We start from the raw sequence: 15,453 nt of genomic DNA, 5'->3' as shown, positions 1-15,453 counted from the left end.
ATGCGGATAGAAACCGATGTGACGCGGCTCCTCGGCATTGACCTGCCGATCATCCAGGCCGGCATGTCATGGGCATCGTCCAACGCGGCCCTGCCGCTTGCCGTGTCGGCCGCCGGCGGTCTTGGCGTGATCGCCGCAGGCCCCATGTATGCGCACGACCTCGCCGCGGCGATCGATGCGGTGCGGGCGGGCACGGACAGGCCGTTTGCCGTCAACCTGCCGCTCTATCGCAGGGGCGCCGACGAGATCATGGACCTCCTTGTCGAAAAGCGGGTGCCTGTGCTCATCGCCTCCCAGGGCGGACCGAAGCGCTACCTTGAGCGCTTCAAAGCCGTCGGCACCGTCTGCCTGCATGTGGTCGCCGGTGCGGAGCATGCGACCAAGGCGGCGGCGGCCGGTGTCGACGGCCTGATCGCCGTCGGCGGGGAAGCCGGCGGCCACCCGCCGCCAGACCTCGTCTCGACGCTCGTTCTCGGCCGCGCGATCGCAAGGGCAGTGCCCGGCGTGCCGCTCATCCTCAGCGGCGGCTTTGCCGATGGATACGGCCTTGCCGCCGCGTTGGCGCTGGGGGCGGGCGCCGCGCAGTTCGGCACACGCTTCATGCTGTCCTGCGAGGCACGCCTGCACGCCGCCTATAGCGAGCGCCTGCTGTCTGCCTCCGTCACCGACACGATGGTGGTCGGCCATGGCCTCGGCATGATCCGCGTCCTGCGCAACGGCTTTGGCGAACGGATGCAGGCGGCGGAGGCGGAAGGACGGGAATTGGAGGAGCGCAAGGCGCTCTTCGCCACCGCCTCGCTCAAGGCCGCGGCCTTCGACGGCGATGTCGAGAACGGCAAGGTCGAGGCCGGCCAGAGCGCAGGCCTCGTCGACGAGATCCTACCGGCGGCGGACATCGTCGCCGCAATCGCACGGGACTACGCGGCGGCGCTTGCCGCCCTGCCCCGCCCCATGACACGCTCTCATGAAGGACTGAGCCATGCTGGATAAACCGCTTCTCATCAACGGCGAATGGCGCGCGCCCGCCGGCAGCCGATCGGCCGATGTCCACAATCCGGCAACCGGCGAGGTGATCGCGCAGCTGGCCTTGTGCGAACGCGCCGACCTCGACGCGGCGCTGGAAGCGGCGCAGCAGGGTTTCGAAACCTGGCGCCGGACCACTGCGATCGAGCGGGCGAAGATCCTGCACAAGGCAACAGCCCTCGTGCGAGAGCGTGCCGAAACCATGGCGCAGCTCATGTCCCGGGAGCAGGGAAAGCCGGTCGCCGAGGCGCGCGGCGAGGCGAATGCCGCCGCCGAGCACATCGAATGGCACGCCGAGGAGGGCCGGCGCGCCTATGGCCGCGTCATCCCCGCGCGCGTGCGCGGCGCACGCCAGGTCGTGCTGCGCGAGCCCGTCGGCCCGGTCGCCGCGTTCACCCCCTGGAACTTCCCGATCAACCAGCTCGTGCGCAAGGTCTCCGCCGCGCTCGCCAGCGGGTGCTCGATCATCGCCAAGCCGCCGGAGGAAGCACCGTCCGCCTGTATCGCACTTGCCCGCGCGTTCCAGGATGCCGGCCTGCCGCCGGGCGTGCTCGGCATCGTCTTCGGCCCGGCGGCCGAGGTTTCCGAGCACCTGATCGCCTCGCCGGTCATCCGCAAGATTTCGTTCACCGGCTCCGTTCCGGTCGGCAAGAAGCTCGGGGCGATGGCCGCGGCCGGGGTCAAGCGCGCGACGATGGAGCTCGGCGGCCATGCACCGTATATCGTCGCGAAGGACGCGGATATCGACGCCGCCGTCAAGCTCGGCCTGATGCTGAAATTCCGCAATGCCGGCCAGGTCTGCGCAGCGCCTACGCGCTTCTATATCGAGGAAGACGTCTATGACGCCTTCCGCTCGGGCTTCGTGGCCGGTGCGCGCGCCATCAAGGTCGGCGACGGCCTGTCGGACAGCGTGCAGATGGGCCCCCTCACGCACGCCCGGCGGCTCGATGCGATGGCGCGCTTCGTGGACGACGCCGTCTCGCATGGCGCACGGCTGGACTGCGGCGGCAAGCGCATCGGCAACAGCGGCTATTTCTTCGAGCCGACGGTGCTGAGCGACGTGCCGGAAGACGCAGCGGTCATGAACGACGAGCCCTTCGGCCCGCTCGCGGCGCTCGTGCCCGTCTCCAGTATCGACGAGGCGATCCGGCGGTCCAACCGCCTGCCCTTTGGCCTTGCCGCTTTCGGCTTCACGCGCTCGCTCGCGACGACCGATCGTTTTTCGACCGAGCTTGAGGCCGGCATGGTCTCGATCAACCATTTCGGCCTCGCTGCTGCGGAAACGCCCTTCGGCGGCCTCAAGGAGAGCGGCTACGGCAGCGAGGGCGGGAGCGAAACGCTGGATGCCTACCTGACGACGAAGTTCGTCAGCCATATCGGCCTGTGAGCGCCCGATGAAGAGCTACGACTACATCATCGCCGGTGGCGGGTCGTCCGGCTGCGTTCTGGCAAACCGCCTTGTGACGGCAGGCAAGAGCGTCCTGCTTCTCGAGGCGGGGCCTGCCGACAACACGCCCTATATCCACATCCCCGCCACCTTCGTGAAGGTTCTCGGCACCCGGCGGACGTTCATGTACGCCACCGAGCCGGAGCCGGGCGCCAACAACCGGGTCCTGCTCGTGCCGCAGGGCAGGACGCTCGGCGGCGGCTCGTCCGTCAACGCGATGATCTACATTCGCGGCCAGGCCGAGGACTATGACACCTGGCGCGATCTCGGCTGCGAGGGCTGGGGATACGAGGATGTCCTGCCGGTCTTCCGCCGTTCGGAGGACAACGAGGTTCTCGCCGACGAGTACCACGGCACCGGCGGCCCCCTGAAGGTCTCCGAGCCCCGCTTCCGCCACCCGATCAGCGCGGCCTTTGTCCGGGCCGCGCAGCAGGCCGGCCTTGCCTATTCGCATGATTTCAACGGCGCGCGGCAGGACGGTGTCGGCTTCTACCAGACGACGACGGTGAATGCCCGCCGCGGTTCCACGGCGGTGACCTACTTGAAGGCGGTGCGCCGCTCCCCTCTCCTGGAGATTTCCACGGAGAGCATCGCAACGAAGATCATCCTAGAGAACGGCGCGGCGGCCGGCCTTGCCTATCGCCGGCGGGACGGCAGCATTGTCGACGCGCGGGCAAAAGAAGAGGTCATCCTGTGCGCCGGGGCGCTCGCCACGCCGAAAATCCTGATGCTGTCCGGCATCGGCCCGGGCGAGATGCTCGCGCGGCATGGCATTCCGGTCGTGCGCGACCTTCCCGGTGTCGGCGAGAACTTCCAGGACCATATCGCCGTCTCCGTCTACGGCATCACCAATCGGCCGATCTCGCTGAAGGACCAGGACAAGGGCCTCAAGGCCGTCGCAAACGGGCTTCGCTATCTGTTCGGACGGTCCGGCCTGTTGTCGTCGAATGTGGTGGAAAGCGGCGGGTTCATCGACACGAGCGGCTGCGGGCGGCCCGACATCCAGATCCACGTCACGCCGACCCTCGTGGGCGATGCCACGCGCGGCCAGATGGAGGGCCACGGCGTCTCGATCAATCCCTGCATCCTGCGTCCCGTCTCGCGCGGCAAGGTTTCGCTGCGCAGCGACAGGGTCGAGGACCCGATCCATTTCGTCGGCAACAACCTAGTCGCCCAGGAAGACGTCGACACGCTGGTCCGCGGCATCAAGCTCTCGCGCGAGATCCTCGCCGCGCCCGCCATGAAGGCGCTCGGCTTCCGGGAGCTAGCTCCTGGGGACCAGAAGTCGACCGATGCGGACTTTGAGGCGCATGCGCGGGCCAATGCGAAAACCGTCTACCACCCGGCCGGGACCTGCCGGATGGGCCGGGACAAGCTCTCGGTCGTCGATAGTCAGCTCCGGGTGCGGGGTATCCCACGCCTGCGCATCGCAGACGCCTCGATCATGCCGACGCTCGTGAGCGGCAACACGAATGCCCCCTGCATTATGATCGCAGAGCGCTGCGCAGACTTCCTGTTGTCGCGCCCTTGAGGGGAGCCGAACCGTCAAGCTGCCAAGTCGAAGCCAGTTGGAAGATTTAACGATCGGCTTGAGCTTCATCCGCAATGACTCGGTGGACTGGTGACGACCTGCATTGCCTTCCATTGCCAGAGTGTGCGGAACGTTCAGCGATCATGTTGATCTACCTCCACTTGCGAGGCTTTCTGGCGAGGCAGTCGAAGACCACCTCGCCAAGTCTTGTTACTTGCCGTGCCCGATCGCAAGCGCAAACAGCCTGGCTTGCCGGTGAGCAAACGCGCGTGGGTTGGCTGGCTTGTCCCCATCAAGAATGCGTGCTTCGTCGAGCAAAAGCCACGCCGCATCCTCGCGAAACGTTTGATCGCCCACCGATGCGATGCTTTTAACAAGCTCGCTTTGCGCATTGATCTCAAGGATCGGCTTCGATGCTGTCTGCAACCGCCCTGCCCCTTGGAGAAGTTTTTCGAGCTGGCGATCGAGGCCATGTTCCGATGCGACAAGGCAGACCGCGCTTTCGGTCAGCCGATCGGAAACCCGTACGTCAGCGATTTCCTCACCAAGGGTGCTTCGAGCGAAATCGATGAAGGCGGTAACTTCGGGAGAAGCGGGCCGCACCGCCTCAACGGTGCTGCCCTCGCCTGTCACCGCGTTCAGATCGGCAAGACCCTGGGTGACCGATTTAAAGGGCTTGCCCTCGAAATCAGGGGCGTTGGTCGGCCAGAAACTGTCTACGCCATCTGTAAGAAGAAGGACTTCGATACCCTTGGCCCGAAAACCCTCTAGTTGCGGCGACGATCTCAGTTGGTCGAGACTGGAGCCGGTAATGTAATAGATCGCCGACTGCCCCTCCTTCATTCCGGCTAGGTAGTCGGCAAGGCTCCGGGTTGCCTCGTCGGAAACGGTACTACGGAAGCGCGCAAGCTTCAGCAACTGCGCGCGACGCTCGAAGTCGTCGTAGATACCTTCCTTGAGAATCGCGCCGAACAGATCCCAGAACTTAGAGAACGTCTCGGCTTCGCCTTCGGCCATCTTCTCCAGGGCGGAAAGAATTCGGCTCGTCACGCCCTTTTTGATAGCGGCAAGCACGGGACTCTCCTGGATCATCTCCCGGGAGATGTTAAGCGGCAGATCCGAGGTGTCAACGATACCACGGACGAACCGCAGATAGCGTGGTAGCAACTCAGCTTCGTCAGTAATGAAGACGCGCTTTACATATAGCTTCATCCGACCGTGTCGGTCTGGATCGAACAGGTCAAATGGTTGAGCACCGGGAATGAAGGCAAGCGTCGTATATTCGTGGCGTCCCTCGGCGCGGAAATGCACGTTCGCCAGCGGCTCCTCATACTGTCCCGAAACACTACGATAAAAATCGTCGTATTCCTGTTTGGATATCTCGCTCTTCTGCTTTGTCCAAAGCGCTGCACCATCGGAAACCTGTGACGGCTCGGCGCCCTCTTTTTCAACGAGACGGATAGGAACGGGCACGTGGCCGGATTGATCACGAATGATCTTTTCGACTGTCCATTTGCTGGTATATTTTTTAGCATCCTCCATGAGATGCAGAATGACACGCGTTCCCCTCGCCGGCGCGTCAGCGAGATCGACGGCTACGACGTGATAACTCCCCTTGCCGTCGGAAGACCATTTCCAGGCCTCGCCCTCGCCGGCGCGGCGGGATATGACATCGACCCGATCGGCGACCATGAACGAGGAGTAGAAGCCGACACCGAACTGGCCAATCAGTTCGGCCTTCTCCCCAGCTTTGGCCGCCTCAAGCCGCTCCATGAATGCTTTTGTCCCCGAGCGCGCGATCGTGCCAAGCGCGTCGATCATCTCATCGCGGCCCATACCGATGCCGTTGTCCTCGATAACGAGTGTCTGCGCCTCCTCATTGAGCGACACGAGAATTTCCGGCTGGACTCCATCGGATGAGAGCTCGGGCTTGGAAATAGATTCATACCGCAACTTTTCGCAGGCATCCGCCGCGTTTGAGATCAACTCTCGGAGGAACACATCCTTATCTGAGTAAACCGAATGCACCATCATATGCAGGAGCCGGCTGACATCGGCCTCAAATACGTGTTGCTCGGGCTGCCGCTCTTGTACTGTCGTCATTGATACCTCCGTCCGTACAGAAATCGCCGGTCAAATGGTTTTTCTGGGATAAGAATTCAAGCGCCGTATGCCGCGTGACAAGCGTCGGAGTAACGTCTTTGGAAAGGTTTTGTCACCCTCTCCAAAAATGTTGATCGGCAGCTATCCACATTTCTTCAGGTTGGCCAAAGTCTGTGCGTAACAGTAGGAATCCTCGTTCAGTGGCGGCTTTAAAGGATTAGAACTCGCGGCCCTCATTTAATGTCGGGACCTTCTGCCGAAGATTCAGCGAGATCGATTGCATCAACCGAAATTTTGAGGATTTCCGCCTAAGGGTTCAGCGCGTTATTGAGGTCCTGCAGTCCGACCATCAGCATCATGGGTTCGGAAGGAGAAGACAGGAAGCCGACGGCCTCGTAGAAGGCTCGTGCGTCATCTGAAATCGCATGAACGAGCATACCACGAATGCCAAGTACTTCCGCGGCATTTAGCAGGCGCAGGCCCGCGTCGCGCACCAACGCCCTGCCGATACCGCGCCCTTGGTAGGATTGATCAATGGCGAGGCGACCAAGCACAGCGACCGGAATTGGATCAGGCATATTGCGCCGAAAACGGCCAGGCGCTTCCGGCTGTTTGACGGCGCCGGAAGCGAGCGCGTAATAGGCGATGACGCGGCTCTCCTCGCAGACGACGAAGGTCCGCGATGCGCCGCTCGTTTGATTAGAACGGGCGCGACGTCGCAGCCAGTCGTCCAGCTCAATGACTCCAGAATTGAAGTCGGCCAGTTCATGATGATCCGCCAGGGGTGCCGGTACGCTGAGGGTCACGCCTCATCCCACGGTGCTTTGGTCGACATGGTGCGCGCTAAACGCTCATTGGGCTGCGTGGGTGCATCGAGCCGGGCAAGGTATTCAGCATAGATTTCCGCGCTTACCGTGAAGACAGTGCGGTCGAGCAGCACTTCCTCGGCTCGGCGCTCGGAAGCTTCCAACATAAAATCCGTTCGCGTCTTACCAAGCAACTCAGCGGCGCGATCGATCAAGTTGCGGGTCGCGGGTTTGATGCGCATATTCAGCGGTACACTTGCATCCGAGCTTTTGCTCGTGTGTGAGGTCGGCATCGCAAACTCCTATTTGCGCCTATATAGCGTAACGACCATATCTTTACAAGATTCCGTAAAGACATCGTCGTTACGCGTGCGCAAGATTCGCGGCATTAGTTCATAGAAGCACTTGATGGGGTACGAACCGATGGCCCGCCAAGCGATTGGCGGCGGTTATCCGACATCAACCATTAAATTTAAACAGATAGCAGATGCCCGTTAATTACGATGGGGAACAGTATGCTACGAAATGTCGTGACCTCCGAGAAAACTGCCTTCTTGGCACATTGACTAAAGTTTAGATGCTCTCATCCTTTGAAGGCATTTGGGGAGAAAAGAGGCCTTCTAGATTGTCGCTAGGCTAAAATCACAGTACTGATATAGCGCAGACAGCTACTCCATGAGGATGATTTGATACGGGAAAATGACGTAGAAAACGGTCTTCGAGACGACGTGAAACCGACGTACCGTGCTGTCTCCACCGGCTTGGAAGAACTTCTCCACAAGACAATCCCCGTGCTCGACCACGGTTTCATCCGCGTGGTTGACTACATGGGAGACGATGCAGCGGTGGTGCAGGCCGCGAGAGTGTCCTATGGTCGCGGGACGAAGAAGGTTAGCGAGGATCGCGGCCTCATTCGATATCTGATGCGCCACTCACATACGACGCCATTCGAGATGGCCGAAATTAAGATTCACGTTAAACTGCCGATCTTTGTAGCTCGCCAATGGATACGCCATAGAACTGCGAGTTTGAACGAGTACTCTGCTCGGTACTCTATTCTGGACAAAGAGTTTTATGTGCCCGATGCCGCGAATTTGGCCGCGCAGTCGGCCAACAACAAGCAAGGGCGCGAGGACGCGCCTCTCGCCGACAACGGGTGGGTGCTGAACCTTCTTCGTGAAGAGGCTGAGCGCAGCTACGCGGGCTACAACGCTCTTCTGAATGTTTCCGAAGAAGGCAAGATCATTGACAATGGACGTGTTGGCATCGCGCGCGAGCTCGCCCGCATGAACTTGAGCCTCAATTTTTACACGCAGTGGTATTGGAAGGCAAATCTACACAACCTGTTGAATTTTTTACGCCTGCGAGCTGATCCTCACGCTCAGTACGAGATCCGCGCATATGCAGAACGGCTGCTTGGAATTACCGAAAAATGGGTCCCTCTGACCTATGATGCATTTAAGGAGTACAAGCTAGGCGCCGTGACACTCTCGGCTTCCGCGTGGAAGGTTGTGAAAAGCCAATTGGCCGGTAAATCGATCTCATTCGATGAGAGCGGTCTTTCCCAAAGGGAATGGACCGAGCTCATGTCTGCGCTTAAAGATGAATGAATTTCTTCGTCCCCTTCGCGCTCGATCTCTGACCGACTCTGATCTAACCGCAGGGGCAGCGCCGATTAGCACGCAAGTTAAAACACGCGATCTTAAGACCTGGAACTTCGATGCCGACGTTCAGAGTTTGCAAGAAGCATACGACGCCAACGGTTCGCCGATCTCGGTCAATTTCCGCGCCCTTGTTCCACTCGGGTCTGGTGTGGATCGAGCCACACACCTCTTTCATTCCTACCCTGCGAAGCTGCTGCTTAACATCCCGCTATTTTTCATAAATTGCACAAAGTACTCGCGACCAAACGACTTGGTCTATGATCCCTTCTCGGGGTCTGGCACTGTTTTGGTTGAAGCCCTACTTGCTGGACGGCGGGCTATGGGTGCCGATGCAAACCCGCTCGCAAGGCTTATTGCTAAAGCTAAGACGACACATATAACTTCCAATGTAATAACAGCAGCACTTGATGCAGTCATCTCTGGCGTCGACGCGGCGCGGCAAGTTCCCTTTACGACTACAATCAAAAAGGAAATTTGGTTTTCTGAAGCTGTCATTAGGTCTCTAGGCTCTCTACTTTATTCAATACGAAATAACACAAACGGTTCCGTTCTCGACTTTCTTGAGGCCTGCTTTTCCGCCTGTGTGAAAAAAGTGAGCGTCAGCGATCCCAGACTTTCTGTTCCCGTTCGACTAAAGGGAGAGGCGCTCGAAAAGCACATTATAGACTCTCCAGACCTTATCGAGCACTTCAAAAAAGTTGTAATGGCGAACTGTGCTCGCTTGGGTAAGATGCCGGAAGGCTGCATTTCGAAAATTTACACCGATGCGCGGCAACGTCACCTAGATGGAGAAGCACAGGCCGACCTCATCATCACCTCGCCGCCTTACGCCGGGGCCCAAAAATACATTCGAGCATCGTCTCTAAGCATTGGATGGTTGGGAATGGCCCCCGCCAATCAGCTTCGCGAGCTAGAGAAACTTAATATTGGCAGAGAGCACTTTTACAAATCTGACTACAATGCGGAGAGCGCTTCAGTGTCTAGCGCCGCGGAGGTGATAAAAAAAATCAATGCTGTGAATCCTTTGCGTGCTCATATTGCGGTTACTTATCTTCGCGAAATGGACGACGCGGCAGAAGGTATCGTTTCGCGACTTCGGCTGAACGGTCATCTAGTTCTAGTTGTTGGGGATAATATGATCTGCGGCCATAATTTCTCAACTAGTCAGTTTGTGAAAGACATTTTTTCGCGCAAAGGTCTGACAACGACGCTTGAACTAGTAGACGATATACGATCCCGTGGGTTGATGACGAAGCGCAACAAAACCGCTGGAACAATTGAACGAGAGCACGTGATTGTTTTTCAAAAGCGCTGAGGGACAAAGGGTTCGGTAATGCGACAGAGACTGGCGGATGCGATAAAAGAAATACGTTTGATGACAACGGGGCAAAGGCGCTCAGAAGCCATCACTAAACACTGGATGTTGGTCCATAAGCTGCCGGTGTAAGTGCGATGAGCCCGTTGGACGAAATCCGAAGCCTGCTTCCGCTTGTGGAGGACGAAGGTGCCGAAAGCACTTGGGACAGCCTTCGCCGACGCATTACCGTGTTGAATTCCGCCTTGTGGGAAGGCCGAGTTAGCTGGCCACTTGTCGAGCGGTGGCTAGAGAATTTCGACGGTCGGAGCGGCCATACCAGTGAGGTGGAGCGACTACACGCATTATACCTCCTCGCCCAGTTTCTGTACTACGGTAGCACGGAAATTCGTGTTCTACTTCGAGCCCAATACAGAGATCTGTTTCTTATACCTCTTATTCAAGAGGTCCGAAAGGCGTCTGGCGACACTCGCGATCTCGATGTGATTCGAGCGAGACTGTCCGAAGAATTGAACCGGACGCGGTTTCTCGGGGTGGGAAATCCGTCTGAGAGCGGCGTTCATCTGCTGTACTTTTTCAGGCAGGAGAACGGGCTAACTAAGTCGATTTTTCTAGACAACGCGGAAATCACTGAGAGATTTGTGGGCCCTGGGGGCGTTGTCTCGAGGCAGCTACAGGACACATCCATCAGACGATATGTTTTTTTGGATGACGTATGCGGCTCGGGGGATACAGCCCTCAAATACTCCAAGAACATCTTGCAGGATATTCGGGCGCTCGATCCGGATATCGAATTTTCTTACTTTTCAATCTTCGGAACCGCAGCAGGTATGTCGAATGTGAGGGCGAACACGTTGTTCAACGCTCGATCGGCCGCTCTTATCGAGCTGGACGCCAGTTACCGGTGCCTTTCTAACGATTCTCGATACCTTCGGGTGGTACCGGAGCATGTATCTGAGGCAATTGTTCGCGACGTTGCTCTGCACTATGGCAACCTGCTGGCTCCTGGCCACGCGGGAGGCTTTGAAGACAGTCAGATGTTATTCGGATTTCATCACAACACTCCAGACAATACACTCCCAATAATATGGCGCGAGGTCTCAAACGGCTCTCCGATACCTTGGACACCGATATTTAGACGGTATCCGAAGATTTAGGATTAGAAGCATGGCAATTCGACTAGACGAAAACCCGTTTGACCTAGTTAAGGCATCCGATTTTTCTGCGGCAGAGATCCTTGATTATTGGGTTGATATTGCCGACGAACATGGAGGTCTCGTTAACTTCCTTCAACCTCGACTTTTGATGCCGATGATCCTTGTTGGCGGCAAAGGAAGCGGCAAGACGCACTTGATGCGCTATTGCTCTGCACCGGTGCAAGCAGCCAGAGCGGGAACCATAACCGATGCTGTCGTAAAAGATGGCTACCTCGGCATCTACGTGCGAGCCGAGGGACTTAATTCGCAGAAATTCTCGGGCAAGAAGCAGACTGAAGACCTGTGGCTGGCGATCTTCAGCATGTATTTTGAGCTTTGGCTTGTCGCCACTTTTCTGGATGTCCTCAAAAGCTGGCTCAACGAAAACGAGGAATGCGACTACGATGCAAGCGGCTTCGTTTCGGATATCCACCAACTTTTCGACATCAATGTGAAAAGTGAATTTTCGACCATCGACGAGCTCATCGAATATGTCACACGGTTACGAAAACATATTGACTATGCGGCTAACAACGTAGCGATCACGGGAACCATGGACCCGGTGGTGATATCTTTCTCGCCTGGAAGTCTTTTCTACGGTCTCCCTCGTATAGCAGCGCAACGGATCCGTGAATTCGAAAAGACAGTATTTGTCTATCTTATCGACGAGGCGGAAAATTTCACTGCCAGCCAACAACGGTTCCTGAACAGTTTGGTCCGATACCGATCCGGAAATGCTACGGTTAAGGTGGGCGCCAGATTGTACGGCATTAGAACATACGAAACGCTTGGATCGGGAGAGCCCATAAAGCGGGGCTCGGAATACGAGCGCGTAGAACTCGATTCCTTCCTACGTGATGAGTCGTCAGCGTATGAAGTCTTTGTTGAAAAATTGGTATCGAAGCGGCTTGACCAAGTCGGACTAACATCGCGGCGTAACGGAGAACTCCGTGATTGCTTTCAAGAACTAAACAAGGCCAATTTTTACCAGAAACCGACCCTTGAGGCGGTTTCGGGCCGAGACAAGAAGGGAGCCGACAGAGCGCATATAGCAAAGCTACGGTCAAATCTTACAAAGGGGTTCGACGCGCCATCGTCATGGGTGGAACAAATCGTAACGTTGTTGACAATGAAGGATTATCCCCTACTCGAGAAGGTGAACATCCTCCTGCTATACCGAGCATGGGCTGACACAACCGGCGAAATACGCGCGGCTGCAGAATCTATCTCAGAGAAAGCTGATGCCTTCGTGAAAGGTGGGAAAGCTGCCGCACCCGACTACGAGGATGTCTTAAGCCACTTCGGCTCCGATTTGCTCGCTCAACTCTACAGAGAATGCGGAAAAACCATCCCTTACTGTGGATGGGAACAGCTAGTGCATTTGTCACAGGGGATCCCGCGGAATTTACTTGGTATTCTGAAGCAAATCTACCGTCGCTCTTCGTTCGCGGGGGAGAAGCCATTTGCCGACGGCGTCATCAGCGTCGAATCCCAATCACTTGGTGTTCTCGACAGCGCCGCTTGGTTTTGGGAGGATGCACAGCCCACGGGAACAGGGGTGGACGTAAGGGAAGGGGTGGAAGCACTGGCCGTGCTCTTCCGGACCGTGCGATACAGCGACAAACCGAGCGAATGTGACGTTGGGACGTTCAGCGTTGATGAAGAGAAACTAACCGAAAACGCACGCAAAGTCCTGCAAACCTGCGAGAACTGGTCATACCTCATCAAAATCCAGGCAGGGAGCAAAAACAAGAACTCTCACGCCGTCGATGCCAAATACCAGCTTGGCCCTATGCTTGCCCCTAGATGGGGAGTATCTATCCATAGGCGGGGAACGATTGAACTACAGCAAGAACTCGCGAACGCGATCTTAGATCACACGAAGCGGGCAACGCTGGCGTCTCTGATGCGAGGTCGGGTTCAAAACATGTTCATCGAAGTCTCGCGCAATGCCACCGTAAAACAACCAAAACTTCTGTGATCAATGATGCTGCAATTTTTGATTGATTCAAAGCGTCTTCTGTCAGCCGATGAGAAACAGCGTAATCGAGACGTTTTTATCTCGGCGTATAACGACAATGAACGAGTGAAATCTACATTTGATGAGGTAAATGCATCTCGGAAGGTTTGGTGGATCTTGCCCGATTACGGATACACCACCGATGAATATCCTGCAGGACCTCATCTGGTGGATTCGCTACCTGAGAATGAAGCGGAGCTAGTTGTTGAGGGCCTTCGCCAAAGCGGCCTGGCTGATCCGGACATCAAGAGCGTGTGCGTCGACATTACGGGATTTTTGCACCCCCATATCCTTTTGCTTCTGAAATATTTCAAAGCTAATCCGGTCGAAGAACTAGAGTTCATATATACTGAACCAGGACATTATTCGCGCAAGGTCGAAACACGCTTTTCTCTGACAGAGACAGTCAGTGTACGCCAAGTCGCTGGTTTTGAAGGATTGCACAATCCGGAGATGGACCATGACGTTGTCGTGGTTGGCATCGGTTATGATCATAGCTTGATTGGCCAAGTAATAGCGAATAAGGAAAGCGCACGAGTCGTGCAGTTGCATTGCTTTCCCTCTTTGAGTGCAGACATGTACCAAGAGAGCATTTTACGGCTTGATCGCGTATCCGCTGTGTCGACCCAACATGCCGTGGATCTCAACTTTTTCGCGACGGCTAACGACCCCTATGTCACGGCCGCTGTCTTGGATGAGGCAGTGAGTCTGCTAAACAGCAAACAACGCATATCTAACCTATATTTGAGCCCCTTATCAACAAAGCCACAGGCTCTGGGTTTCGGGCTGTATTATTTATCCAGGTTAGAGGGCCGTGCTGCTAGCATGATCTATCCCTTCACGGAGAGGTATTCGCGCGAAACCAGCACCGGTGTTGGGAAGGGATGGGTTTATCCAATCGTTTTCAGCTAAGAAACTGCCGACACCTCCTAGAGCAAGAATCTGATACTTTGCCGCGCCGGCAGCGCCGTGGAGTCGAGCGTATCCCCCACCATCCCGGCCAGGAATAACGGCCGCACAGGCGCCGCCGACGCATCTCGCCTTGGATGCCTGGGGGAACCAACGTTGTCACAGCACAAACCGTGATTGGGTACCGGAGCCTAGCGGAGAAGAACCTCACTCAGGATTCTGGCTGTAGACCGCACTTGGGATGATCTGGACGTTTAGTTCCGGCAAGCGGACGGGTGGGAACAGCTATGGGAAATGAAACATGCTTCTCAAGGTGCCGAGTCTTAGATTGGGCATTTCAATAACTGATGTTTTGCTCCCAGTTATCCTCGTCGGCAGCAGCAGCGTCAACACTAAAGATTTGTTATGCAAATAAAGTGAGGATGACCTGCTGCCTTAACTTCCGCTCGTCTCAGTTTCTTGTTATCGATTTGCGAGGAGATTTCGTCATGAAACTGGTTCGCTTGCGGCTTAAAAACTTTCGATCTTTTGGTCCAACAGCAACCGTTATTGACTTGGCCGACATGACTTTCTTTCTTGGTCCTAATGGCTCCGGCAAAACCGCTGTGCTGCAGGCTCTGGCAAGGATGTTCAGCCTCGATCCGGCTCAGCGAAAAGTCCGCAAGTTGGATTTTCACGTTCCCAATGACGAGAAGGGGGCGCCACTGGATCGGCGCCTGTGGATCGAGGCCGATTTCGACTTTCCTGAACTGCTGATCGACGACGGTGTGCCCAAGCCTGCGGTGCCTAGCGCATTTGCGCATATGCAGCTTGAGGCGCCGCAAGGCCCGGCACAGGTTCGCTTTCGCCTGAGCGCGACGCTCGATCAGGATGGCGAAGTCGAAGAGAATTTTACCAACGTCCTGAAGGTCGACGCTAACGGCGAGCCGAAGGCCGAGACACGCGTTTCAAAGCAGGAACGGGGGAGCATCCAGGTCCATTACCTGCCGGCGCGCCGCGATCCCGCCGACCACATTTCCTATTCGGCAAGTGCCTTGCTCGGGCGGGTGCTCAGAGCCGCAAACTGGACAACGGAGAGATCGACCGTCGATGGCCTGACCGAAAAGATCAGCTCAGCGCTCGCCGGCAATGCCGCAATGGTCAGTGTGACACAGGCACTCGGCAAGTCATGGGAGGTCCTGCACACCGGCCGTCACTTCGCGAGCCCTTCGGTGTTCTTCGGGCGCAACGAGATCGAAGCGCTGCTACGCCACATGAGCGTCGTCTTCACACCCGGCCACGACGAACCGAACGTCGATTTTTCAAGGTTGAGCGACGGCCAGCAGTCTGTCCTTTATCTTTCGATCGTGCTCGGCGTCCACGAGCTCAACCAGCGGGTTTTGCGAGGCGAACTCAAGACCGAGTTCGATATCGACAAGCTGCGCCCGGCGGTCTTCACG

General features: G+C 56.9%; 12 protein-coding genes. 9 read left to right on the top strand and 3 right to left on the bottom strand.

Annotation, left to right across the window (positions count from 1 at the left end; all coding sequences use genetic code 11):
* From V8U06_RS13610 to V8U06_RS13600, 3 genes are read left to right on the top strand one after another with little or no spacing between them, the layout of a single operon-like run.
* Positions 1-990 (top strand): NAD(P)H-dependent flavin oxidoreductase, encoded by a 990-nt coding sequence (locus tag V8U06_RS13610; protein WP_427141104.1) that lies wholly within the window; start codon positions 1-3, stop codon positions 988-990.
* Positions 980-2,410 carry an NAD-dependent succinate-semialdehyde dehydrogenase gene (locus V8U06_RS13605; RefSeq protein WP_427141103.1) on the top strand — a complete coding sequence of 477 codons (1,431 nt, stop codon included), beginning with the start codon at positions 980-982 and terminating at the stop codon, positions 2,408-2,410. The genes V8U06_RS13610 and V8U06_RS13605 overlap by 11 nt, the downstream gene beginning before the upstream one ends.
* Positions 2,411-2,417: 7 nt before the next feature.
* Positions 2,418-4,001 (top strand): GMC family oxidoreductase, encoded by a 1,584-nt coding sequence (locus tag V8U06_RS13600; protein WP_427141102.1) that lies wholly within the window; start codon positions 2,418-2,420, stop codon positions 3,999-4,001.
* A gap of 210 nt (positions 4,002-4,211) precedes the next feature.
* On the opposite strand, the gene htpG is transcribed toward V8U06_RS13600, so the two are convergent.
* The 3 genes from htpG to V8U06_RS13585 form a co-directional block, all read right to left on the bottom strand.
* Entirely contained in the window at positions 4,212-6,104 is a 1,893-nt protein-coding gene (htpG, locus tag V8U06_RS13595) for a molecular chaperone HtpG (protein ID WP_427141101.1), read from the bottom strand.
* 308 nt (positions 6,105-6,412) lie between these two features.
* Positions 6,413-6,910 (bottom strand): GNAT family N-acetyltransferase, encoded by a 498-nt coding sequence (locus tag V8U06_RS13590; RefSeq protein WP_427141100.1) that lies wholly within the window; start codon positions 6,908-6,910, stop codon positions 6,413-6,415.
* The gene (locus V8U06_RS13585) at positions 6,907-7,203 is read right to left on the bottom strand and encodes a DUF1778 domain-containing protein (RefSeq protein WP_112345467.1); all 297 of its coding nucleotides are present in this window, start codon (positions 7,201-7,203) and stop codon (positions 6,907-6,909) included. The genes V8U06_RS13590 and V8U06_RS13585 overlap by 4 nt, the downstream gene beginning before the upstream one ends.
* A 435-nt stretch (positions 7,204-7,638) precedes the next feature.
* Here V8U06_RS13585 and thyX point away from each other — a divergent pair, with 435 nt between their 5' ends.
* The 6 genes from thyX to V8U06_RS13555 form a co-directional block, all read left to right on the top strand.
* Positions 7,639-8,520, top strand: a complete 882-nt coding sequence (thyX, locus tag V8U06_RS13580) for an FAD-dependent thymidylate synthase (protein WP_427141099.1) — start codon at positions 7,639-7,641, stop codon at positions 8,518-8,520.
* The gene (locus V8U06_RS13575) at positions 8,513-9,889 is read left to right on the top strand and encodes a DNA methyltransferase (RefSeq protein WP_427141098.1); all 1,377 of its coding nucleotides are present in this window, start codon (positions 8,513-8,515) and stop codon (positions 9,887-9,889) included. Before thyX ends, V8U06_RS13575 begins: the two co-directional genes overlap by 8 nt.
* Before the next feature lie 137 nt (positions 9,890-10,026).
* Entirely contained in the window at positions 10,027-11,046 is a 1,020-nt protein-coding gene (locus V8U06_RS13570; RefSeq protein WP_427141097.1) for a phosphoribosyltransferase-like protein, read from the top strand.
* A gap of 10 nt (positions 11,047-11,056) precedes the next feature.
* Positions 11,057-13,066: a hypothetical protein gene (locus V8U06_RS13565; protein ID WP_427141096.1), complete on the top strand. Its 2,010-nt coding sequence runs from the start codon at positions 11,057-11,059 to the stop codon at positions 13,064-13,066.
* 3 nt (positions 13,067-13,069) lie between these two features.
* Entirely contained in the window at positions 13,070-14,017 is a 948-nt protein-coding gene (locus tag V8U06_RS13560) for a hypothetical protein (RefSeq protein WP_427141095.1), read from the top strand.
* Between the two features lie 485 nt (positions 14,018-14,502).
* Positions 14,503-15,453 (top strand): AAA family ATPase (locus V8U06_RS13555; protein WP_427141094.1); only part of this gene is annotated, 951 nt, incomplete at its 3' end.

Origin of the sequence: Shinella sp. G-2 (assembly GCF_050172695.1) — a bacterium.
Taxonomy (GTDB): Bacteria; Pseudomonadota; Alphaproteobacteria; order Rhizobiales; family Rhizobiaceae; genus Shinella.
Note: the sequence above shows the minus strand (reverse complement) of the source record. Positions and strands in the feature narration are given on the sequence as shown.

What these genes read in the sequence shown, in the direction of transcription:
- V8U06_RS13610 (WP_427141104.1), top strand. Translation starts at nt 1, where the DNA reads ATGCGGATAGAAACCGATGTGACGCGGCTCCTCGGCATTGACCTGCCG.
- V8U06_RS13605 (WP_427141103.1), top strand. Translation starts at nt 980, where the DNA reads ATGCTGGATAAACCGCTTCTCATCAACGGCGAATGGCGCGCGCCCGCC.
- V8U06_RS13600 (WP_427141102.1), top strand. Translation starts at nt 2,418, where the DNA reads ATGAAGAGCTACGACTACATCATCGCCGGTGGCGGGTCGTCCGGCTGC.
- htpG (WP_427141101.1), bottom strand. Translation starts at nt 6,104, where the DNA reads ATGACGACAGTACAAGAGCGGCAGCCCGAGCAACACGTATTTGAGGCC.
- V8U06_RS13585 (WP_112345467.1), bottom strand. Translation starts at nt 7,203, where the DNA reads ATGCCGACCTCACACACGAGCAAAAGCTCGGATGCAAGTGTACCGCTG.
- V8U06_RS13575 (WP_427141098.1), top strand. Translation starts at nt 8,513, where the DNA reads ATGAATGAATTTCTTCGTCCCCTTCGCGCTCGATCTCTGACCGACTCT.
- V8U06_RS13570 (WP_427141097.1), top strand. Translation starts at nt 10,027, where the DNA reads ATGAGCCCGTTGGACGAAATCCGAAGCCTGCTTCCGCTTGTGGAGGAC.
- V8U06_RS13565 (WP_427141096.1), top strand. Translation starts at nt 11,057, where the DNA reads ATGGCAATTCGACTAGACGAAAACCCGTTTGACCTAGTTAAGGCATCC.
- V8U06_RS13560 (WP_427141095.1), top strand. Translation starts at nt 13,070, where the DNA reads ATGATGCTGCAATTTTTGATTGATTCAAAGCGTCTTCTGTCAGCCGAT.